Here is a 22,252-nt window from a genome sequence, read left to right on the forward strand (position 1 = left end):
CAGCCATGAGCGATATCAACGCGACCGGTAGCAACACCACGGTCTCCTCCGGCGGGTTGCCCAGCCGTCGCAACACCGAACTGGCCCTGCTGGTCTTCGCGGTGCTGATCCCCGTCTTCGCCTACGCCAACGTGGGCCTGGCCATGAACGACGAGATGCCCTCCGGCATGCTCGGCTACGGACTGGGCCTGGGCCTGATGGCGGCGGTGGGGCACCTGTGCGTGCGCCGCTGGGCGCCGTACGCCGATCCGCTGCTGCTGCCGCTGGTGACCCTGCTGAACGGTTTCGGCCTGGTGCTGATCTGGCGGCTGGACCAGTCGCCGCGGCTGATCCGGCGCGCGGAGGACCTGTTCGGGGCGTTCACCGCGGACGCGCCGAAGCAGCTGATGTACTCGGCGATCGGCCTGGCGCTGTTCATCGGCATCCTGGTGCTGCTCAAGGACCACCGGGTGCTCCAGCGCTACACCTACATCTCGATGGCCGTGGCGCTGGTGCTGCTGGTCATGCCGATGTTCTTCGCGCCCGTGAACGGCGCGCGGATCTGGGTGAACCTGGGCGCCTTCTCCATCCAGCCGGGCGAGTTCGCCAAGATCGTCATCGCGATCTTCTTCGCCGGGTACCTGATGGTCAAACGGGACGCGCTGGCGCTGGCCAGCCGCCGCTTCATGGGGCTGTACCTGCCACGCGGCCGTGACCTCGGGCCGATCCTGGCGATCTGGGTGCTCAGCCTGATGATCCTCGTCTTCGAGACGGACCTCGGCACCTCGCTGCTCTTCTTCGGCCTGTTCGTGATCATGCTCTACGTGGCGACCGAGCGGACCAGCTGGATCGTCTTCGGTCTGCTGATGTCCGCGGGCGGCGCCGCCGCCGTCGCCACCTTCGAGCCGCACGTGCAGGACCGGGTCCAGGCCTGGCTGCACCCCTTCTCCGAGGAGACGATGGCGCAGAGCGACCAGATCGCCCAGTCGCTCTGGGCGTTCGGCTCCGGCGGCACCCTGGGCTCGGGGCTCGGTCAGGGCAACTCCGACCTGATCGGCTTCGCCGCCAACTCCGACTTCATCCTCGCCACCGTCGGCGAGGAGCTGGGGCTGACCGGGATGATGGCGCTGCTGCTGGTCTACGGACTGGTCGTGGAGCGCGGTATCCGGATCTCGCTGGCCGCGCGCGACCCGTTCGGCAAGCTGCTCGCGGTGGGGCTCTCCGGCGCATTCGGCCTCCAGGTGTTCGTCGTCGCCGGTGGCGTGATGGGGCTCATCCCGCTGACCGGTATGACGATGCCGTTCCTCGCGGCCGGTGGCTCCTCGGTGCTCGCCAACTGGGCGCTCGTCGCCATCCTGCTGCGGATCAGCGACACCGCCCGCCGCCCCGCCCCCGCCCCCACGCCTTCGCCCGACGCCGAGATGACTCAGGTGGTCCGACCATGAACAAGCCGCTCCGCAATATCGCGATCTTCTGCGGGCTGCTCATCGTCGCGCTGCTGATTCGGGATAACTGGCTCCAGTTCGTCCGTGCCGACGAGCTGAAGACCGACCCGGACAACCGCAGGGTCGCGATAGCGCGCTACGCCCAGCCGCGCGGGAACATCATCGTGGACGGTAAGCCGATCACCGGGTCCACCGAGTCCCCGGGCCAGGACTTCAAGTACAAGCGGACGTACAAGGACGGGGACCTGTGGTCGCCGGTGACCGGTTACGCCTCCCAGGCGTTCGGCGCCAACCACCTGGAGTCGCTCTACGACCCGATCCTGACCGGCGATGACGACCGGCTGTTCTTCAACCGCACCATCGACATGCTCACCGGCAAGCCGCAGAAGGGCGGCAACGTCGTCACCACGCTGGACGCCAAGGCGCAGAAGGCCGCCTACGACGGGCTGGGCGACGCGAAGGGCGCGGTCGCCGCGATCGACCCGAGTACCGGCGCGATCCTGGCGCTGGTCAACAAGCCGTCCTACGACCCGAGCGCCTTCGCCGGGATGAGCAAGTCGGACTCCCAGGCCTGGAGCAAGCTCCAGAAGAAGAACGACCCGGACGACCCGATGCTCAACCGGGCGCTCCGCCAGACCTACCCGCCCGGCTCCACCTTCAAGGTCGTCACCGCGGCGGCGGGGCTGGAGAGCGGCAAGTACGACATCGACAAGCGCACCACCACCGACGACCCGTACAAGCTGCCCGACACCGCGGGCCGGGAGCTGGGTAACGACGGCAACCACCCCTGCGAGAACGCCACTCCCAAGGTCGCGCTCCAGTGGTCCTGCAACACCGTCTTCGCCGACATGAGTGACAAGCTCGGCAACGAGAAGATGATCGAGATGGCCGAGAAGTTCGGCTTCAACGACAAGAAGCTGGACACCCCGGTGCGCGCCGCGGAGAGCGTCTACCCGGAGGACAACCGTCCGCAGAACGCGATGGCGGGCATCGGCCAGGCCTCGAACCGCGCCACGACGCTCCAGATGGCCATGGTCGCCGCCGCCGTCGCCAACGACGGCAAGCTGATGAAGCCGTACACGGTGGACAAGCTGGTGGCGCCGAACCTGGACACCGTCTGGCAGCACCAGCCGGACGAGATGAGCCAGCCGGTCAGCTCGGAGAACGCGCAGAAGCTCCAGGACATGATGGAGGAGGTCGTGGAGAACGGGACCGGTACCACCGCCCAGATCCCCGACGTCACCGTCGGCGGGAAGACCGGAACCGCGCAGCACGGCGAGGACAACAAGGACAACCCCTACGCCTGGTTCATCTCCTACGCGAAGACCGACGACGGCTCTCCGGTCGCCGTCGCCGCCGTGGTGGAGAGTTCCGACACACTCCGGGACGACATCGCGGGCAGCAAGCTGGCCGCCCCGATCGCCAAGAGCGTGATGCAGGCGGTGCTCGCGGACAAGAAGTCCTGACACCCCCCGTATCCGAAGACGACACGTGACGTACTCCCCGTGGGGCGGGTGACACCGGTCACCACGGGTAGGTCCCGGCAGCCGGGTACCGTATGCCGAGCAGCACACCGCCGTGCCCCCGGCCGGAACCACGGCCGGACGGCACGGACGACCGGAGAGGGCTGGAGACTATGGAAGAGCCGCGTCGCCTCGGCGGCCGGTACGAGCTGGGCTCGGTGCTCGGCCGCGGGGGCATGGCCGAGGTCTACCTGGCCCACGACACTCGCCTTGGCCGCACGGTCGCGGTGAAGACGCTCCGCGTCGATCTGGCCCGAGACCCGTCGTTCCAGGCCCGTTTCCGCCGTGAGGCCCAGTCGGCCGCCTCGCTGAACCATCCCGCGATCGTCGCCGTCTACGACACCGGCGAGGACATGGTGCCGGACGGCACCCCGGGGGCCGGGGGCGGCGTCTCCATCCCGTACATCGTCATGGAGTACGTGGACGGCTCCACGCTGCGGGAACTGCTCCACTCCGGCCGGAAGCTGCTCCCCGAGCGGTCGATGGAGATGTGCGTCGGCATCCTCCAGGCGCTGGAGTACTCCCACCGCAACGGCATCGTCCACCGGGACATCAAGCCCGCCAACGTGATGCTGACCCGCACCGGTCAGGTCAAGGTGATGGACTTCGGTATCGCCCGCGCCATGGGCGACTCCGGGATGACGATGACGCAGACCGCCGCCGTCATCGGCACCGCCCAGTACCTCTCCCCGGAGCAGGCCAAGGGCGAGACCGTCGACTCCCGCTCCGACCTCTACTCCACCGGCTGCCTGCTCTACGAACTCCTCACCGTCCGGCCGCCGTTCGTCGGTGACTCCCCGGTCGCCGTGGCCTACCAGCACGTCCGCGAGGAGCCGCAGCCGCCCAGCGCCTTCGATCCGGAGATCTCCCCGGAGACGGACGCGATCGTGATGCGGGCCCTGGTCAAGGACCCGGACTACCGCTACCAGTCGGCGGACGAGATGCGCGCCGACATCGAGGCCTGCCTGGACGGTCAGCCGGTGGCGGCCACCGCCGCGCTCGGCGCCGTCCCCTACGGCTACCCGGACGAGCAGCCCACCACGTCGCTGCGCCCGCAGAACCCGCAGACCTCGATGATGGCCCCGGTCGGGGACGACGGATACGACGACGGCCGCGGGCGGCGCAGGCCGCCCCGCAAGAGCCCCACCTCCACCATCCTGCTGATCCTCGCGGCGCTGCTGGTGCTGGTCGGCGCGGTCTTCGTGGGCAAGGCGCTGTTCGGCGGCACCCCCTCGGACAACGTCACCGTCCCGGCGCTGGAGGGCCTGAGCCTCAACGAGGCGAAGAAACAGGCCAGCAACGGCGGCTTCGAGGTGACCGAGGGCACGGCGAAGTACTGCGCGCAGCCCAAGGACCGCGTCTGCTCCACCGACCCGGCCGAGGGCGCGGAGATCTCCCGCGGCGACTCGGTGACCCTCGTCATGTCGAAGGGCGCCAAGCCGGTGGACGTCCCGGACGTGGACGGCCTGATGTACGAGGAGGCCAAGGGCCAGCTGGAGGACGCGGGCTTCAAGGTCAAGCGGAAGCCGGTGGAGTCCGGGGAGCCGGAGAACACCGTCATCGACCAGAACCCGGACGGCAACCAGAAGGCGCAGAAGAACTCCACGGTGACGCTGACCGTCGCCGTCGCGCAGAAGGTCACCGTGCCCAACGTGGTCGGCAAGAGCTACACGGAGGCCGAGGAGCAGCTGAAGGCCCTCGGCTTCGACGTGGCGCGGAAGGACGAGGAGACCGAGGACAAGCCGGCCGACGAGGTCATCTCGCAGAACCCGGCCGGTTCGCTCCAGCACCCCAAGGGCACCCAGGTCACCCTGACCGTCGCCAAGGCGCCGGACGACGCCCCGGCCACCGTCCCGGACGTCACCAACAAGCCGCTGGGCGAGGCCAAGAAGGCGCTCCAGGAGGCCGGGTTCACCGTAGGTGCCATCCGCGGCCCGAAGGAGGACGACGCCCTGGTCGTCGGGACCAACCCGCCCGCCAACCACGAGGGCAAGAAGGGCGACAAGGTCAACATCCTGACCCGCCCGAAGGACGACGGCGAGGCCGGGGGCGGCGGTGTCGACCCGCCGCCGACGCTCGTGCCCTACCTGCGTCAGGACGACTGACGGGCCGGTCGGACTCCGGCCCCGCGCACCCCCGGTGCCCCGAGCGGAACCCCCAGGGTTCCGTCTCGGGGCACCGTCGTCGTCTGGCGCCCCCGGATGGGGAGTTGGGGCCGAACAACGCGGACGGACGGGCCCGGGCGGGCCGTTGGGGCTCCACTCCGTACGGCCGCTCCCCGCCGGGACGGGGGCCGACTCCGGAGCGGAGCGTCGCCGGGAGCGTGCCGACTCGGGGACGGGGCGTCGTCCGCTCGTGCCGACTCCGGTGCGGGGCGGGGGTGTTCGCCGCACACGGCTGGCGTGCGTCCGTGGGCGTCTGCCTGGGGACGTGTGTCCGTGGGCGTGTGTCCGTCCGCGTGTGTCCGTTCGCTGACGTGTGCCCGGCTGTGGGGCTAGCGCAGTTCCCTGGGCGGGGTACGGTCGGCGTCCACCTTCTCGGTGCGCTCCAACTCGCCCCAGACGACGTACCGGTGGCGGGAGGTGTAGACGGGGGTGCAGGTCGTCAGCGTGATGTACCGCCCGGCCCGCTTCCGCCCGGACTCCTTCGGCACCGGATCCAGCACGTCCACGTTGTACTTCGAGGTCTCCGGCAGGGTCTTGTAGACCGTGTAGACGTACCAGGTGTCCTTCGACTCGAAGACGACCGGATCGCCCTTCTCGATCTTGTCGATCCGGTGGAACTTCGCCCCGTGGCCGTCCCGGTGGGCCGCCAGGGAGAAGTTGCCCTTGGCGTCCTGCGGCAGGGCCGACTTCACCGGCTTCGTGTAGTAGCCCGCGATCCCCTGGTTGAGCTTCTTCGGGTCGGTGCCCTTCTTGACCAGGATCTCGCCCTCGTGCATCGAGGGGACGTGCAGGAACCCGATCCCGTCCTTGGTGTCCAGCGCCCCCGGGCCCTCCTGCGCCCAGTGGTCCCGCACCCGCTCACCCTCCCGCTCGGCCTCCCGGTTGGCCAGCACGTTGGTCCACCAGAGCGAGTAGACGACGAACAGCGCGAGGATCACCCCCGCCGTGATCAGCAACTCCCCGAAGACGCTGATCACCACCGCCCACCGACGCCCACCCCGCCCCCGCGCCCCGCTCCCCGCCCCGGCTCCGGACTGCGCGTCGCCCGGCTTGGTGTCGCCTGACCTCGCGTCGGCCTCGTTCTCGGGGTCGGTACCGACCTTGCTCTCGGCCTCGGTATCGGCCTCGTTCTCGGGGTCGGACTTCGTCCGCGCCTCGGACGCGGGCTCGGGTTCGTCCGTGGTCTCGTCGTCGGACCCGGGCTGTTCCGTTCTCCCCTCGCCCGCCCCGTCGTTGGTCGTGGCGGTCGTGGCGGTCGTGCCGGGCTCGTCCGTGTCCGTGTTCGCGATCGTGTCCGCCGAACTGTCCCTGGCCGTGGCCCTGTCCCGGGCTGTGGAGGCGAGTTGGGCTCTCTTCCCGTTCCCGGTCGGGCCCTCGTCGGACTCGTCGGGCTCGGCCTCGGGCTCCTCGGACTCCTCGGGCGCCTGCCCGGGCTGGGAGGGGGACGCGGAGGTGGGCTCGGTGGGGGCGTCGTCCGGGCTCGTGCGGGTGTCGGAGGCGCTTCCGCAGGCGGGCTCCGCCGTACCGTCCTCGCCGGGTGTGAGATCCGCCACCGCCTACCGCCCGCCTTCGCCGCCGTGTGTCTGCCCGTTCCGTCCGGCACCGACTCCGCCGTGACGAACCGGTCAGCTGTCGAGAACGTCCGGCCGACCCTCGCCGCGCGGGCGTTCGTCGACCATTTTGCCCCAGACGATGAGACGGTACTTCGAGGTGAACTCCGGGGTACAGGTGGTCAGCGTGATGTATCGCCCGGGGGCGGTGAAGCCGGAGCGGGCCGGGACGGGGCCGATCACCTCGGTGTTCGAGGGTGAGGTCGAGGGCAGTCGGCTCCTGACCTCGTACGTGTAGTAGGTGTCGGAGGTCTCCACCACGAGGTTGTCGCCCTCGACCAGCCGGTTGATGTAACGGAAGGGCTCGCCGTGGGTGTTGCGGTGTCCGGCGAGCGCGAAGTTGCCCTTCTTCTCCCAGGGCATCGCGGACTTCGTCGGCTTGCCGCTGTAGTGACCGACCATCCCCTTGTCGAGCACGCCCCGCTTGGAGACGCCCTCGGCGACGGGCGCGGTCAGTTCGATCGAGGGGGCGTGCAGCAGCGCGAACTCCTCGCCGGGGGCGAACGAGGCGGTCCTCGCCGCGTGTTCGCCGCTGTCGTTCTTGACGGCGGCGGCCTGCTTCGGATTCTCCCACTGCTCCAGGAGGCTCTTCTCCGCCTTGCCCGCCTCGCGGTCGGCTCGCCAGTTCGTCCACCACAGCTGGTAGATGACGAAGAGCAGCATCAACACACCGCAGGTGATAAGGACTTCGCCGAGGAAGCGGCTCGCGACGATCGCGGGCCCGGGCCGCTGCGCGCGTTCCGCCCGGCGGGCCTCCAGCCGGGAACTGGGCGTCGCGGTCGCCGGGTTGCCGTCGCCCGATCCCGAGTGGGTGGTCAACCCGCGCTCGGAGCGGCGCAGTTCGGCCTGGCCGATGAGTTCGCCCGCCTCGGGACGCCGCAGGCCGACGGTGTGCTGGTCGCCGGGACCGTTCGCGTTTCCCGCTCCGGGGCCGTCCAACAGGGCGACGTCCGCCAGTAGTTGATCGTCGGCCGCACGGCCGTCCGGGCGGGAGTGCTCGGGGCGCGGTTCCGGCAGCCCAACGGTCGTACCGGGCGCGGGTGTTCCCGATGTGCCCGGCGTTCCGGGCCCCGGGGCGACGGGTGTTCCGGACGGGAGCGCCCCGGCGGATGGTGCCTTTCCGGTGGGTGCCGCCGCGTTCCGGGGGTACTGGGGCGCCGGGGCGCCCGGGTGGCCCGCCGCGGGCGTGCGCACGCCCGGCACCGCGCCACGCGGGGTGGGCCGGGGCGCGGGACCGGAAGTGGCGCCGGAGGCGGGGCTGTTGGGGGCGGTGGGCCCTGTCCCGGAGCCGGAGGTGGTGCCGCCGCCTGGACGCTGGGGAAGCTCCGGGCCCCGGCCCGGGGGGAGTTGGGCGTTCCGTCCCCGGGTCTGCTCCGGGGGGCCTTCCGGGGCCCGTGGGGAGGCCGGTGGGCCGGGCAGCGGATCGGTGAGCGGGTCGGCGAGTCCGCTGGCGTCGGGGGCCCAGTCGCCTGGCTGGGGCGCGCGGCGCGGGCGGAACCAGGGAGAGCCCTGCTGGCCGTCGCCGGGCTCGTCCTCGTCGTCCATCGAGGTGCGCCAGCCACGGTGGGCCGGGCGCGGGTTCGTGGAGGGGTCCGGAGCGCCGGGCGGCGCCGACGGTCCGGGCGTGGGGCGGGAGCCCGCGTTCGGCGGGCTGGCCGCCCCGTCCGGGCCGCTTCCCGGGCCGGGACGGGCTTGCGGTCCACGGGGCCGGGAGTCGGTCAGCGGGTCGGTCAGGGGATCGGTGCGGGGGGTGCTCAGCGGATCGGCGGGGAGCGGGTCGTTGAGCGGGTCCGCGAGCGCGTCGACCGCCGCCGCGTAGTCCCGCCGCCCCCCGGAACCGCTGTGGCCGCCGGAACCGCCGTACGGGCCCGGGGTGTTGGTGCCGGGGCTGTTGGCGAGGGAGCCGTCCCGCGCCGCCGGGGAGCCGTGCGTCTCCGGCGTGCCGGACCCGTACGCCCCGGTGGCGCCGCGGGGGGCCGCGTGCGCTTCGGGAGCGGCGTCGGCGCTGGGGGCGCCGTGTCGCCGGCGTGTGCCCGTCCCGCCGCCGTCCGGACGGGGTTGCTCGGTGGTGGCCGGCCGACGGCGGCGACCGCCGCCCGGCCGTACGCCGCCCTCCGGGGGCCGTGTTCCGCCGCCGGACGGGTCCTGGGGCGCGGGCTCCGTGGACTGGCCGACGGGGGACGCCGGGGTGACCCGGGCGGCGGACGGGTCCGCCGGGTAGCCGGCGGTCACGCCGTACGGTCCGCCGTAGGAGTCGTCGAGGCCGACGGCGTGCGGGTCGTCCGGGGCGTCCGGATCGTACGGCGCGGGCGCGGACGGGCCGGGCACGCCGGGCCCGGCGGCGTCGGCGCCCGACGGGGCGCCGGTGAGCGGATCGGCGTACGGGTAGGAGTAGGTGCCGTCGTGCTCCGGCCCTGAGCGGGAGGACATCAGCTACCGACCACCGGGGCCAGTCCGTCGGAGCGGGCGACCGCCCCGGGGTCGCCGCAGCGCTCCAGCCAGTTCGCCAGCATCAGGTGCCCCCATTCCGTCAGCACCGACTCCGGGTGGAACTGGACGCCCTCCACCGGGAGCGAGCGGTGCCGCAGGCCCATCACCAGGCCCGTCTCCGTCCACGCGGTCAGGAGCAGCTCCTCGGGGAGAGCGGCGCGCTCCACGCCCAGCGAGTGGTACCGGGTGGCGGTGAACGGCGCGGGGACGCCGCGGAAGACGCCCTCGCCCTCGTGGCTCACCTGGGAGGTCTTGCCGTGGAGCAGCTCGGGTGCGCGGTCGACGACGCCGCCGTAGGCGACCGCCATCGACTGCATGCCCAGACAGACCCCGAAGACCGGCAGCTCCCGCTCCGCGCAGTACCGCACCATGTCGACGCAGACCCCGGCCTGTTCCGGGGTGCCGGGGCCGGGGGAGAGCAGCACCCCGTCGAACCCCGCCTCGGCGTGCGCGAGTTCGACCTCGTCGTTCCGTACGACCTCGCACTCAGCTCCCAGCTGGTACAGGTACTGAACGAGGTTGAACACGAAGCTGTCGTAGTTGTCGACCACCAGAATTCGCGCGCTCATGCGCCCGCCTCCACCCTCCGCCCGGCCGCGGCGCCCTCTCCGGCCGGGCCCGCGCCCTGACCGCCCGAGCCCCCGTCGACCGTCACGTCGTTGAACGGCAGCAGCGGCTCCGCCCACGGGAAGACGTACTGGAAGAGCAGAAAGACCACGCCCAGGGCGAGCACCAGTGAGAGCAGCGCCCGAACCCAGACGTTGCCCGGCAGGTGCCGCCAGATCCAGCCGTACATCCCCGCGTGCCGTCCTTTCCTCACGCGCCGCTGCGGGCGACGCGCACCCCAGGGTACGGGGACCTCGGCACGCCGCTGGGAAAGCCGGGGAAAACCAGTGAATCCGACGGAAGGCCCGCACGCGCCGCACACGGAAGGCCCACGGAAGACCCGCCCCCGCGTCCCGGGGAACCCGCCCCACACCAGCGCGGAACGCCCACGGACGGGGATCGCGGACCCGGCCCGCGCCCCGGGATCGCGCCCCCGGGGAGAACCCGGGCCACCCGGGCGAGCGGTCCGCCGGATCAGTCCTTCGGTTCGGCGTACCGCAGGTCGACGGTGCCGGAGTAGCCGGGGAGCGACAGCTCGTCCTTCTTGTCGACCTTCCAGCCCAGTCCGTACGCCTCCACGTACTGGAGGTAGTTGCGGATCGCGGGGGAGGCGTCGATCGCCTCGCGGAGCTTCTCCTGGTCGCCCACCGCGGAGATGGTGTACGGCGGGGAGTAGACCCGGCCCTGGAGGATCAGGGTGTTGCCCACGCAGCGGACGGCGCTGGTGGAGATCAGCCGCTGGTCCATCACCTTGATCCCCTTGGCCCCGCCCTCCCAGAGCGCGTTCACCACGGCCTGGAGATCCTGCTGATGGATGACCAGGTCGTTGGGTTGCGGTTCAGGGACGCCCGGCACCTCCGCCGTGGCGTCGGTGGGCGCGTCGTCCAGGCTGACGGTGAGTCCGGAGCCGGTGACCTTCTGGGTGCCGGCGGCCTTCTCCAGCCGCTCCAGACGCTTCTTCTCCTGGGTGCTCCGGCCGCCGTCCCGCTGCGCCAGCGCGTCGACGTCCTCGCGGATCTCGGCGGCTGAGGAGTCGAGTTCGGCGTTGGCGCGGCTGCGCTCCTGGATGAGGTCGGAGAGGCGCAACATCGAGTCGTCGCTTCGGATGTTCGTACCTTGCGCCGTGTTGAAGCTGACCCAGAAAATGAGTCCGGCGAGGGCGAACACCCCGAGTGTGGCCAGCCGCGCGGGCCGGAAGAGCGCTGTGGTCACCGTACCCTTGTCTCCCTCCGCCCTGGGGAAGCACTACGCTAACGGAATACCCTCCCCTGAGACCCAGCCGGTCCGGGGGTGCCCTGAGCGTTGGACCCCCGGCCGTACCCGGGCCGCGTCAAGGGGAACGCACGCGGTCGCCCAGCACATCGACAGGAGAGTCCCTCGTGCCGAAGTCACGGATCCGCAAGAAGGACGACTACACGCCTCCGCCGGAGAAGAAGGCCACGCAGCTCGACATGAGCGGCGGCGGACGACGCTGGGTCGCGCCGCTGATGCTGGCGCTCTTCGGGATCGGTCTCGCGTGGATCGTGGTGTTCTACGTCACTGACACCTCACTTCCCATCGAGGCGCTCGGGAACTGGAACATCGTCGTCGGCTTCGGCTTCATCGCCTCGGGGTTCGTCGTCTCCACCCAGTGGAAGTAGCCGTCCCGCGAACCCCGGGCGCTCCGGTCGGCCCGGGCGGTTCTGCTCGGTTCTGCTGGTTCCGGTCGGTTTCGGTGGTTCCGGCGGTTTCGCGGCTCGCGCGGTTTCGGTCGTTCGCGCGGGTTCGCCGCGTAGGCCGCCGCGTTGACGTGTCGGTTCCGGTGACGACGGCGGTCGCGGTGGGTGGTACGCGCCTCGTGGCGATCCGGCGGTGTCGTGCCGCCGGGCGGTGCGCCGCGCGGTTCGTGGGCCCCGCTCCGCCGGTCTCCTCCTCGCCGTCATAGTGGTCTCGGCGGCCCGTGTGGTCCCCCGTGGCCCGGTGGCCCCGGCGGGCTCCCCTCGGTGCTGCCGCTCCGCTTCCGGGGGCGCCGCCGCCTCGGACGGCTGGTCCTGCGGTTGGCCGGTTCGGGGGTGGACGGTGGGGGGACGGACTGTCCGACCGTGGGGGTAGGGCGTGGGGTGGTGGTGTGGGAGGGTGTGCCGAGCGGCACCACCAAGTTATCCACAAGCTGATCCACAGCTGTTGGTAAAGGTCACACGATCTGTGGATAACTCTTTACCGTGAACCTCCGTCAGGGGCGGTCCCATCGTGCGGTACTCTCCGGCGCACCCCTGGCACGCTGCGGAAACGTACCTCTGAGCGAGCCTCGTGCGCCAGGTTCCCGGCATGCACAAGATCCTCGCAGCGCTGTGGACAACTCCCGGGAACGCCAGCGGAACCGCCGCCTCGCTCCGGAGCCGGAAACACCGTTCGTCCCCGCCCCGTCTGTCTGTCCGTCTGTCTCCGCCCTGTCCGTTCGGGCCGTCCTCCCGGGGCTCGACGGTGGCCCTGGAGGTGCCCGGCCGCCGCGCTCCCGTGTCAGCCGACGAGCTGGACGGTGCGCACCACACAGACGGCCGCGATGACCAGCAGCAGTCCGGCGGCCGCGCCCCACTGCACCAGCGCCCGCCGCTCCCTGGGGGCGTGCACGATCGCGAAGGTGAGCAGCGCCCCGGCGACCAGTCCTCCTATGTGGGCCTCCCAGGCGATGTTCTCCCAGGTGAAGGTGAAGATGAGGTTGATCGCCAGCAGGACGGCGATGGGCCGCATGTCGTGCCGCAGCCGCCGCATCACCACGGCCGTCGCGCCGAAAAGGCCGAAGATCGCGCCGGAGGCGCCGAGCGAGGGTTGTACGGGCGAGGCGATGAGGAAGGTCAGCGCGCCGCCGGCGAGACCGGAGAGCAGGTAGAGCGTGATGAACCGCGCCCTGCCCAGCGCCGCCTCCAGCGGGGGGCCGAGGAACCAGAGACCCAGCATGTTCATCGCGATGTGCAGGAACTCCTGGTGCAGGAACATCGAGCTGACCAGCCGGTAGACCTCGCCCTCGGCGACGCCCTCCAGCGGGCCCCACGCCTCGGTGGCGGCCCTGCCGAACAGCATCAGCTCGTTGACCAGGCGGTCGCCGTAGACGAGGACCGCGACGAAGACGGCGAGGTTCACGCCGAGCAGGATCTTGGTGACCAGCCGGGTGTCGCCGACCAGCACGCTGCCGGCCACCGTGCGCGGCTGGTTGGCGGAGGGCGCGTGTCCGGTTCCGGAACCACCGCTGACGCAGCTCGGGCAGTGGAAGCCCACGGACGCGGTGATCATGCACTCGGGGCAGATCGAGCGCTCGCACCGCGTGCAGCTTATGCCCGTCTCCCGGTCCGGGTGGCGATAGCACGTGGCCAGCGACTGTTCCGGCCGCCCCGGCTGCTCCTGCTCCATGGAACCGTCCCCTTCGAGGTCCGTCGAACGCGCCGCCCCACCCGTCTGTCATACGGACGGGCGGGGCGGCACAGTTCCCGTGTCCGCGGTCGCGCGGCGGCGTACGTCCGGGCCGCGCCGCCGCGCGGCCCTGTACGCCATCCGGCCCGCGCCCCGGATACCCGGGACGGGGCCGGATCGAACCCCGGCGGGCGCGCGGGCCCGGGGGCTTCGCTCAGCGGCGCTCGATGACCACCGACTCCAGCACCACGTCCTGCGTCGGACGGTCGGTGCGCGGGTTGGTCGGCAGGCCGGCGATGGTGTCGACGACCTTCTGCCCGGCCTCGTTCGTCACCTCACCGAAGATGGTGTGCTTGCCGGTGAGCCAGGTGGTCGGGCCGACGGTCACGAAGAACTGCGAACCGTTGGTGCCCGGGCCCGCGTTGGCCATGGCCAGCAGGTAGGGCTTGGTGAAGGCGAGGTCGGGGTGGATCTCGTCCTCGAACTCGTACCCGGGGCCGCCGGTGCCGTTGCCCAGCGGGTCACCGCCCTGGATCATGAAACCGCTGATCACGCGGTGGAAGACGGTGCCGTCGTACAGCTTGGCCGACGACTTCTGGCCGGTCTGGGGGTGGGTCCACTCACGGGAGCCCTCAGCCAGCTCGACGAAGTTCTTGACCGTCTTCGGCGCGTGGTTCGGGAAAAGCTGGATCTCGATGTCGCCGTGGTTGGTCTTCAAGGTGGCGAAAAGCTGGTCGGCCACGTTCTACCTTCCATCTGTCTACAGTGCCCTTCCGATCCTCCCATGGACTCCGGCGGAGGGGATTTCCCCCGGGATGCCCCGGATGCCGGGCTGGGCGCTGCCGAACAGCGCATCGAGGGGCATGATCCGCGGCCCTGGTGGAACCCGAACCAGTGACCTCACCACCGTGAGGGACGCGGGCTGTTCACCACCGACCCCGACCCCGACCCGAACGTCGGCCCCGACCCACGGGCCGGGCCCGCGCCGTGGAGCGCCGCGCGCCCGGTACCCCGGCCCCGCGCGTCCTTCCGTCCGGGGTCGCGCCTCCACCGGCTCCACCGGTCCGCGCGCCAGGTCCGCCGCCGTCCGTGCCGTACGGCGGAGACACGTCCCATCGCCGACAGCGAACGTGCTTCCCCGGACAACCGACGACAGATGTCGACGGGAAAGCGATAGAAAACGATAGACGGGGACAGATATCAACAACAACGGATGATTCCCTACGGTGGGAACGCTCTCCGTCCGGCGGTGAGCCCGCCGGACGGACCCGCCCCACACCGGGACTCGCCGTGACGCACCGGGGAGTCACACCCGGACCCCACCGGGGCCCGCCCGGACAGCACAGCACCGTCAGTACCGTCAGCGAAGGAGGAACCCGTGACCCGCATCGACAGCGTGCGCGCCGCGGCCGGATCCGCCAGGAAGAGCGCGCGGCACGCCGCGGAGGCGGTGACCCCGTACGCGGAGACCGCCCGGGACGCCGCCGCGCACTACGCGCACGAGGCGGGCGCGCGACTGGGCCCGCGAGCCTCGTCGGCCGCACGCCAGGCCCGGGACTCCGCGCGCGAGGGGTTCGAGGCCCACATCAGCCCGCGTCTCGCGCACGCCCGCGACTCCCTGCCCCCCGAAGTGGACCGGGCCGCGACCGACGCCGCGCGCCGCACCCGCAAGGCCGCCCGCACCGCCAGCCGCTACGCCTCGGACGCCGCCGAGTACGCCCGGCCGCACATCGAGCAGGCCCGCAGCGCCGCCGAACCGGTGCGCGCCGAGGCGGCCCAGCGCGGCGCCGCCGCCGTCGCCGCGCTGCGCGGCGAGGTGACGCCCCGGGAGATCGACGGAGTGCGGAGGCGCCGCGCCCGCTGCGCCCGGCGGAACAAGGCGATGAAGCGGCTGGGGCTGCTGGGCCTGGTGGCGGGCGGCGCGTACGCGGTGTGGCGCTGGTGGGACCGGCAGGCCAACCCGGAGTGGCTGGTGGAGCCGCCACCCGCCACGGAGGCGCCGGAGGGCTACGAGGGTTCGCCCACCGCCGTCAACGGCTCCGGCCCGGGCAGCGCCTCCGCGCCCAGCACCCGCCAGCCCGGCGGCGCGGGCGCGGAGTCCGGCGCGGAACGGCGCCCCGAGAGCTGAGCCCCCGCCCGGCGACCGCTCCCGGCGGTCGCCGGGTTCGGGGGCGCCGCCGCCCGTCCCGTGGTCGCGCGCCGCGGGGCGGGTCAGGGCCGCTGGGGGGTGAGGGCGCGCCGGAGGCGCTGGACGCCCTCCTCCAGCTGGGCGGTTCCGGGGGTGGTCGCGTGACTCAACCGCAGGTACGGGGCGGGGGATTCGGCGGTGAAGTAGGGCGCGCCGGGGGTGACCGCGACGCCGTGCCGCAGCGCGGTGGCGGTGAGCGCCCGTTCGTCGGTGCCGTCCGGCAGCCGCAGCCACAGGTGGCAACCGCCGGCCGGTGGGTCCTGGGGGACGAGGCCGGGCAGGGCGGTGGCGAGCGCGGTGAGCAGGGTGGTGCGGCGGTCGCGGAGCGCCCCGGCGAGGGCGCGCAGGTGACGAGCCCAGGCGGGGGAGCCGACGAGTTCGAGGGCGGTCTCCTGGAGGGGCCGGGGGACGAAGAAGGTGTCGATGGCGTGCAGCGCGCGCAGCCGCTCCAGCGCCGGTCCACGGGCCGTCAGCGCGCCGATCCGCAGGCTGGGGGAGGCCGCCTTGGTCAGCGACCGGACGTGGACGACGACGCCGTCCGGGTCCTCGGCGGCCAGCGGCGCGGGCGTCGTTGGGGCGTCGGCGTGGGCCAGACGGCGGGCGAAGTCGTCCTCGACGACGAAGGCGCCCGCGCTCCGCGCGAGGGCGCGCACCTCCGTCCGGCGCCGCGCGGAGAGGACCGTGCCCGTCGGGTTGTGGAACAGCGGCTGGCAGACGAACACCCGGGCGCGGGTCGTCGCGAACGCCTCGGCGAGCAGGTCGGTGCGGACGCCCTCGGCGTCCAGCGGTACCGGCACGGGCCGCAGTCCGGCGGCGCGCGCCACGGCGAGCATGCCCGGGTAGGTGGGGGACTCGACCAGGACGGGTGAGCCGGGCGCCGCCAGCGCGCGCAGCGCGGTGGTGAGCGCGTTCTGGCCCCCGGAGGTGACGAGCACGTCCGAGGCGTCCAGCGGGCCGGACGGTCCGCCGATATCGCGGGCGAACCAGCCGCGCAGTTCGGGCAGTCCCTCCACCGGCGGACGCGACCAGGTGCCGGGCCTCCGCCCCGCCCGGGCGAGCGCGGCGGACAGCGCCCGCTCCGGCTGGAGGGAGGCGTGCGGGTAGCCGCCGCTCAGGTCGACGACCTCCGGCGGCGGCGTGGTGAGGGTGGTCAGGACGCCCGTGGCGTCGAGGCCGCGCGGTCCCGCGTCCAGCGCGGTGTGTGGCGGGTCGGCGCTGAGCGCCACCTCCTGCCAGGAGACGTCCCCGAGGGTGCGGGCGGTGGGCTGCCGGGCGGCCTTGAAGACCCCGGCGCCGGGCCGGGTGGTGACGAGGCCCTCGGCGGCGAGCGTGGCGATCGCCCGGGACACGGTGACGGGGCTGACGCCGTACCGGGTGACGAGGGCACGGCTCGCCGGGAGCTTCTGTCCCTCTGAGTAGCGGTCCAGTTCGCTCCGCAGGGTCGAGGCGAGCTGGGTGACGCTGCTACTGTCATTCATGACGGTTCAGGATAGCGATACCCCTCCCTCCTCGATAGCGGTCCGTAGCGGTACCGCGCAGGCCGCGCTCGGCGTGGCCGCCTTCTCCCTCACCTTCCCCGCCACCGTGTGGGCGCTGGACGGCTTCGGCCCGTGGACGACGACCGGGCTCCGCGGCCTCCTCGCGGGCCTCCTCGCCGCCGTCTGCCTCTACGCCGCCCGCGTGCCGCCGCCCGCGCGGGAGCACTGGCCCGCGCTGCTCACCGTCGCCGGGGGCTGCGCCGTCGGCTTCCCGCTGCTGACGACTCTGGCGCTGCGCACCTCCAGCACCGCGCACTCGGCCGTCGTCATCGGCGTCCTCCCCCTCGCCACCGCGATCGCCTCGTCCGCCCTGACCGGGCGGCGCCCCCCGCGCGCCTTCTGGGCGGCCGCCGGGCTCGGCGCGCTCACCGTCGCCGCCTTCACGGTCCAGCAGAGCGGTGGACTGCCCACCCTCGGCGACGCCTTCCTCTTCGGCGCCCTGCTGGTCTGCGCCGCCGGGTACGCCCAGGGCGGCCGTCTCGCGACCCGGATGCCCGGCTGGCAGGTCATCGCCTGGGGCGTCGTCATCGCGCTGCCGGTGTCCGCCCTCGTCACGGTGGTGGCCCTGCCCGTGGAGCCGGTGGCGCCGAATGCGCGGGCCGTCGGCGGGCTCCTCTACATCGCCGCCATCTCCCAGTTCGGCGGCTTCGTCGCCTGGTACCGGGGCATGGCGCTGATCGGGGTGCTGCGGGCCAGCCAGATCCAGCTGACCCAGCCGATCCTGACCCTCGTCTGGTCGGCCCTGCTCATGGGCGAGACGCTGTCCCCCCTCGCGCCGGTCGCCGCGCTGCTCGTCCTCGCCTGCGTCGCCACCACCCAGCGCACGGCCGCACCCCAACGCCCCGCCGCCACCTGACACTCCCTCTCCGATGGCCCCAACAGGCGGACCGCTACGGGGTGTTCGGTAGACGCGGGAGGGTCTTCCGCCGCCCGTGGCGGTCAGGGGGTGGTGGACTCGGTGATGCCGTTGGCGAGTTGGCCGACCACGTCGCCGACGGTCTCCCCGAAGGCGGTGGGGGCGACCAGCACGCCGAAGACGAGCGCGATGACGACGGTCAGCTGCTCGTCGTTCCGGGAACGGGCCTGGGTGCGCCGACGGAGCCGCAGGATGATGATCACCGCGAGCAGTACCGCCACGTTGATGGTCAGAGACATCGCGCGTCCTCCTGTCAGGCAGGGGCTTCGGACCTCCCAGCCTTCCTGCATAAGCCACGGCGGGTACGCCGGTGAATCCGTCGTCCACGGTTGGCGACAAAAGGCCCCCGGTCGGCTGGTTTTCCCCGAAAGGCGGACGGGCGACGGGTTTTCGCCACAGCACGAGCCGTGTGGAGTTGACGGCGTCCCGGAGCCCGCGGTGTCTCCCCCGACTGACGGCGTCCCCGAACAAGCCCCGGAGCACCCGGAGTTGGCGCGGGCGTCCGAGGCGGCCGCCGGCGCCGTGGGGCGGCGGTCGGCACAGTGGCCGGGAGCGCGGCGCCACGGCCCGGGTGACCGTACGATCGGGCTGAGGTGAGGGGAGAAGCCGTGGACATCTCCGCGCTGCGCAATCCGTACGACTACCGGAACCCGGTACGTGACGCCACCGTCTTCGCCGGACGGGGCGAGGAAGTCGCCATCCTCGCCTACGAGATGGACCAGACGGCGGTGGACCGGCCGTCGGTCTGCGTCGTCCTGCACGGCCCCCGGGCCTCCGGGAAGACAAGCCTGCTCAACGCCACCGAGTGGCTCGCCACCGAACGCGGATACACCACCGCCCGCGTGGAGTTGATCGGCGGCGACGGTGACCCCACGGTCTTCTTCCGCAAGGTGTACGAGGAGCTGGCCACCGCAGTCCTCGCCGAGTGCCAACGACGCGGCCAGCGCCTCCCGTTCGACATGGCGCAGCTGCGCCGGACGATGGCCGGGGTGACCCGCCACACCCCGGGGCCGGTCCCAGCCGCTCCCGAGCACGCCCCCGAACCCCCGTCCACAGCCGAACGTTCCGGCGCCGAGACCGCGACGCCCGGCCTCCCGGCCCGCACCCCCGGTGCTCCCGCGCGGACGTTAGGGGCCGACCACCACGGTCCGGGCGCCGCCGAACCGCTGCCGGAGTTCGTACCGGAGTTCCCGGAGGCCGTGGCGCTCGCGGGCGCGGACGGGCGCGTGCCGGAGGCGGCGCTCCGCGCCGACCTGGCTTCCTTCGTCCACCTGCTCGGGCATCCGCTCGTCCTGCTCGTCGACGAGGCCCAGTTGATGGCCGAGGACGCCCAGGTCCTGTCGATCCTGCGGTTCCTCACCTCCCGCGTCGACGGACTCGTCCTCGTCCTCGCCGGAACCTCCGGGCTCGTCGACCGGATCACCGAGGTGCACTCCCCGATCCTGCGGCAGTTCCGGGAGATCGCGGTCAGCGGATTCGTCGAGTGGGAGGACGTCCGGAACTGCGTCATGCGCCCGCTCCGCAGCCTCGGCGTCCACTCCATGTCACTGGACGGCGTGGTGTCCGCGCTGCGGCAGCTCACCGACGGCAACCCGTACGAGATCCAGCTGTACTGCCACGAGATGTTCGCCCGCTGGCAGCGCGGCGCCTCCGACGCCATGGAGCTGACCGCCGAGGTGCTGGAGGGCATCCGCTCGCGGATGGAGTCCCGGCAGGACGTCCTCGCGCGGCCGCTGATCCGCGTGGTCCGGGCGATGGAACCGTCCGAACTCGTCGCCTTCAACGTGCTCACCTCCGCGCTCGGCCACGCCACGGCGGACCAGGCGTGGTTCGCCTACTGTCTCACCGGGCCGCCGCGGATCACCCGCGCCGAGTACGACGACTGCCGGGACAGGCTCGTCGCGGAGGGCGTCATCACCACCGAGGGGCCGGTACAACTCGCCCTGGAAAACGACCTGTTCGACGAGATTTACGCCCGTCTGTGGACGGTAGGCAAGCTCGGTACCACCCGCCACGGCTCGTACACCAGCCGGACGCACGCGTCGGCGCTGCTCACCTACCGGCTTCTGGAACTGCTGCACGGCTTCGCCCAGGAGCCGCTGCACATCTTCCCCACCTGCTGCCACGGCATGCGACAGGACCACCTGGACGAGATCATCCGCGTCCTGGACACCCTGCCGGAGGAGGGGCCCGACGCGGCCATCCGGATCAACTACCTACACAAGGCCATCCTGTTGGCGGGCGAACCCCGGGCGCTGGACCTCATCGGCGTCACCTGCACCTTCGGCGAACTCACCGTCCGGCGCTGGCTCTACGCCCCGGACAGCGCGGACGTCGCGCTGTCGGAGGACCCCGCCTTCGTGGTGGCCGCCGCCTGGGTGGCGGAGCTGGGCGGCGAACTCACCACTGACCACGTGCGGGTGCCGCTGCGCACCTGGCCCGCCACCGACTGGTTCGGGAAGGTGGCCCCCGGCCAGCTGCGCGACGAACTCGCCGACAACCACCTCTCCGCCTCCTACCGTTCCTACGGCGCCGGGGACCTCCCCACCGCACGGCGCCACCTGGAGGCGTCCTACGAGTTGAGCCCCGGCTGGGAGCACGCCAACAACCTGATGTACATGAGTCTTTCGGCCGGTGAGGTAGCGGAGGCGCAGCGCTGGGGAGAGCGGGCGACCGGGTGGACCGAGGACTCGCTGCACCGCGCGCTCACCCACTACAACCGTGCGATGACGGGCGTGCTCAGCGGCGACCGGGGCGAAATCAACCGCCATCTCACGTACGCGGAACGACAGTTGGACGCCGTGCTCGCGGACGAGCACCCGTTCGGCTTCCTGTTCCTGCCCGACCCGGACCGTCCGGGGGCCCTCCGCGAGGAGACGGACGTCGACCTGGCCGACGCCCTGCGGCGCGCCCGCGAGACCCTGGGCCTTCCCCGCACGGAGACCGCCGAACGCCCCGACCACGAACCGGTGTTGGGCGCTGCAACGGCCCCGCCGGACGAGGCGCCGGACGCCGGGGACGCGCTACCCGACGCGACTCCCGTGCCCGGCAACGGTGGTGCGGACGCCCGGAACGGAGCCAGCGCGGCGGAGACCGGGGACACCCGGGCCCGGGCGTCAGAGGGCGGGGTGCCGCAGCCCGAGGCAGCGGAGGGCGGGGCAGCGGAGGGCGCGGCGCCGGACGACGCGGAGCGGCCGGTCATCCTGTCCGTCGCCACCGAGTGGGACTCCTCGCACGGCGGCCTCAGCACCTTCAACCGGGACCTCTGCCGCGCCCTCGCCGCCGCCGGGGCCCGCGTGTTCTGCGCCGTCCTGACCGCCTCGGCCGAGGAGGAGACGGCGGCCCGCGCCGCCGGTGTGACGCTGCTCCCGGCGCCCGCCGTCGCCGGAGCCTCCGACGACCTGCGGCTCGGCAGCCGCCCCGCGCTGCCCGAGGGAACCGAGCCGGACGTGGTGGTGGGGCACAGCCGGATCACCGGCCCCGTGGCCAAGGCCATGGCCGACGCGCACTTCCCGGCCGCGCGCCGCCTGCACCTCATCCACATGGCCCCGGACGAGATCGAGTGGTACAAGCCCGGCCGGGACAGCGACGCGGGCCTGCGCGCCGAGGAACGCACCGACATCGAGCGCCAACTCGGCCGGGACGCGCACCGCGTGGTCACCGTGGGCCCTCACCTGCGCACCCAGTTCCTCGCGGAGTTCACCGACACCGAAGTCCTCCGCCTCGACCCGGGATTCGACGTACCCGCACCCACCGGACCCCGAACTCCCCCCGGAGGCGAACCACTTCGGGTGCTGCTTCTCGGCCGGGTCGAGGACGCGCGGCTGAAGGGGGTGGACCTCGCGGCGATGGCGTGTGGCGAGGTGGCGCGCTGGCACCAGGAGGACGAACTGCCGCCCGTCCGGCTCGTGGTGCGCGGTGCGCGGAAGGACGACGTGGACGCGGACCGGGCCCGGATCGTCGAGTGGGCCAACAGCCCCCGCCTGGACGTCGTGGTGCGCCCCTACACCTCGGCGCAGGACTGCGTGGAGATGGATCTGAACAGCGCGAGCCTGCTGGTGATGCCGTCCCGCTCCGAGGGGTTCGGCCTGGTCGGCGTCGAGGCGATCGTCCGGGGCGTACCGGTACTCGTCAGCTCGGAGAGCGGCCTCGCCCAACTGCTGCGCGAGGCACTGGGCCAGAAGGCGGCCAGCCGCTTCGTCGTCGAGATGTCGCGGGACGAGAACGACCCCGGCCGCTGGGCCCGCGCCATCGGCCGCAAACTCCAGGACCGCGCCGGTGCGTTCCGGGAGATCGCCGAGTGCCGCGCGCGACTCGCGCGAGAGATGCCCTGGGCGCGCGCCGCCGCAGTCGTACTGGAGGCCGCCCTGGACCGTGCGCCAACAGCCGGGCGGGAATGAGGGGT

16 protein-coding genes are annotated in these 22,252 nt (G+C 72.5%); 7 read left to right on the forward strand and 9 right to left on the reverse strand.

From position 1 onward, the window contains the following. The first annotated feature begins 5 nt into the window (after nucleotides 1-5). The 3 genes from E0L36_RS19215 (at nucleotide 6) to pknB (ending at nucleotide 5,052) form a co-directional block, all read left to right on the forward strand. Nucleotides 6-1,424, forward strand: coding sequence for an FtsW/RodA/SpoVE family cell cycle protein (locus E0L36_RS19215; protein WP_180930366.1), 1,419 nt, complete (start codon nucleotides 6-8; stop codon nucleotides 1,422-1,424). Beyond that, nucleotides 1,421-2,890 (forward strand): penicillin-binding protein 2, encoded by a 1,470-nt coding sequence (locus tag E0L36_RS19220; protein ID WP_180930367.1) that lies wholly within the window; start codon nucleotides 1,421-1,423, stop codon nucleotides 2,888-2,890. The genes E0L36_RS19215 and E0L36_RS19220 overlap by 4 nt, the downstream gene beginning before the upstream one ends. A 170-nt stretch (nucleotides 2,891-3,060) precedes the next feature. Beyond that, nucleotides 3,061-5,052 carry a Stk1 family PASTA domain-containing Ser/Thr kinase gene (gene pknB, locus E0L36_RS19225; RefSeq protein ID WP_180930368.1) on the forward strand — a complete coding sequence of 664 codons (1,992 nt, stop codon included), beginning with the start codon at nucleotides 3,061-3,063 and terminating at the stop codon, nucleotides 5,050-5,052. A 389-nt stretch (nucleotides 5,053-5,441) separates the two neighbouring features. Here pknB and E0L36_RS19230 read toward each other — a convergent pair whose 3' ends face one another. The 5 genes from E0L36_RS19230 to E0L36_RS19250 all read right to left on the reverse strand — a co-directional run bounded on the left by E0L36_RS19230 (nucleotide 5,442) and on the right by E0L36_RS19250 (nucleotide 11,030). Further along, nucleotides 5,442-6,092: a class E sortase gene (locus E0L36_RS19230; RefSeq protein WP_180930805.1), complete on the reverse strand. Its 651-nt coding sequence runs from the start codon at nucleotides 6,090-6,092 to the stop codon at nucleotides 5,442-5,444. A gap of 645 nt (nucleotides 6,093-6,737) precedes the next feature. Further along, the gene (locus E0L36_RS19235; protein ID WP_180930369.1) at nucleotides 6,738-9,152 is read right to left on the reverse strand and encodes a class E sortase; all 2,415 of its coding nucleotides are present in this window, start codon (nucleotides 9,150-9,152) and stop codon (nucleotides 6,738-6,740) included. Then, nucleotides 9,152-9,781, reverse strand: coding sequence for an aminodeoxychorismate/anthranilate synthase component II (locus E0L36_RS19240; protein WP_180930370.1), 630 nt, complete (start codon nucleotides 9,779-9,781; stop codon nucleotides 9,152-9,154). The genes E0L36_RS19235 and E0L36_RS19240 overlap by 1 nt, the downstream gene beginning before the upstream one ends. Then, the gene (locus E0L36_RS19245; protein WP_180930371.1) at nucleotides 9,778-10,008 is read right to left on the reverse strand and encodes a hypothetical protein; all 231 of its coding nucleotides are present in this window, start codon (nucleotides 10,006-10,008) and stop codon (nucleotides 9,778-9,780) included. Before E0L36_RS19245 ends, E0L36_RS19240 begins: the two co-directional genes overlap by 4 nt. A 284-nt stretch (nucleotides 10,009-10,292) precedes the next feature. Beyond that, on the reverse strand, nucleotides 10,293-11,030 hold the full coding sequence (locus E0L36_RS19250; protein WP_180930372.1) for a DUF881 domain-containing protein: 738 nt from the start codon (nucleotides 11,028-11,030) through the stop codon (nucleotides 10,293-10,295). Nucleotides 11,031-11,197: 167 nt separating this feature from the next. Here E0L36_RS19250 and crgA point away from each other — a divergent pair, with 167 nt between their 5' ends. Next, the gene (gene crgA / locus E0L36_RS19255; protein ID WP_180930373.1) at nucleotides 11,198-11,458 is read left to right on the forward strand and encodes a cell division protein CrgA; all 261 of its coding nucleotides are present in this window, start codon (nucleotides 11,198-11,200) and stop codon (nucleotides 11,456-11,458) included. 859 nt (nucleotides 11,459-12,317) lie between these two features. Here crgA and E0L36_RS19260 read toward each other — a convergent pair. Both E0L36_RS19260 and E0L36_RS19265 read right to left on the reverse strand, forming a co-directional pair. Further along, entirely contained in the window at nucleotides 12,318-13,205 is an 888-nt protein-coding gene (locus tag E0L36_RS19260) for a rhomboid family intramembrane serine protease (RefSeq protein ID WP_180930374.1), read from the reverse strand. 214 nt (nucleotides 13,206-13,419) lie between these two features. Next, the gene (locus tag E0L36_RS19265) at nucleotides 13,420-13,947 is read right to left on the reverse strand and encodes a peptidylprolyl isomerase (protein ID WP_180930375.1); all 528 of its coding nucleotides are present in this window, start codon (nucleotides 13,945-13,947) and stop codon (nucleotides 13,420-13,422) included. 636 nt (nucleotides 13,948-14,583) lie between these two features. Here E0L36_RS19265 and E0L36_RS19270 point away from each other — a divergent pair. Beyond that, entirely contained in the window at nucleotides 14,584-15,333 is a 750-nt protein-coding gene (locus E0L36_RS19270; RefSeq protein WP_180930376.1) for a DUF5324 family protein, read from the forward strand. 83 nt (nucleotides 15,334-15,416) lie between these two features. On the opposite strand, the gene E0L36_RS19275 is transcribed toward E0L36_RS19270, so the two are convergent. Then, entirely contained in the window at nucleotides 15,417-16,871 is a 1,455-nt protein-coding gene (locus E0L36_RS19275) for a PLP-dependent aminotransferase family protein (RefSeq protein ID WP_180930377.1), read from the reverse strand. Here E0L36_RS19275 and E0L36_RS19280 point away from each other — a divergent pair. Next, nucleotides 16,870-17,787: a DMT family transporter gene (locus E0L36_RS19280; RefSeq protein ID WP_180930378.1), complete on the forward strand. Its 918-nt coding sequence runs from the start codon at nucleotides 16,870-16,872 to the stop codon at nucleotides 17,785-17,787. The two genes, E0L36_RS19275 and E0L36_RS19280, sit on opposite strands and share 2 nt — an antisense overlap. A gap of 83 nt (nucleotides 17,788-17,870) precedes the next feature. On the opposite strand, the gene E0L36_RS19285 is transcribed toward E0L36_RS19280, so the two are convergent. Next, nucleotides 17,871-18,086, reverse strand: a complete 216-nt coding sequence (locus E0L36_RS19285) for a hypothetical protein (RefSeq protein ID WP_180930379.1) — start codon at nucleotides 18,084-18,086, stop codon at nucleotides 17,871-17,873. 369 nt (nucleotides 18,087-18,455) lie between these two features. Here E0L36_RS19285 and E0L36_RS19290 point away from each other — a divergent pair, with 369 nt between their 5' ends. Next, entirely contained in the window at nucleotides 18,456-22,247 is a 3,792-nt protein-coding gene (locus E0L36_RS19290) for a glycosyltransferase (protein ID WP_219636835.1), read from the forward strand. The last annotated feature ends 5 nt before the right edge of the window (nucleotides 22,248-22,252 follow it).

It is taken from the genome of Streptomyces sp. AJS327 (genome assembly GCF_013450295.1).
Lineage (GTDB): Bacteria > Actinomycetota > Actinomycetes > Streptomycetales > Streptomycetaceae > Streptomyces.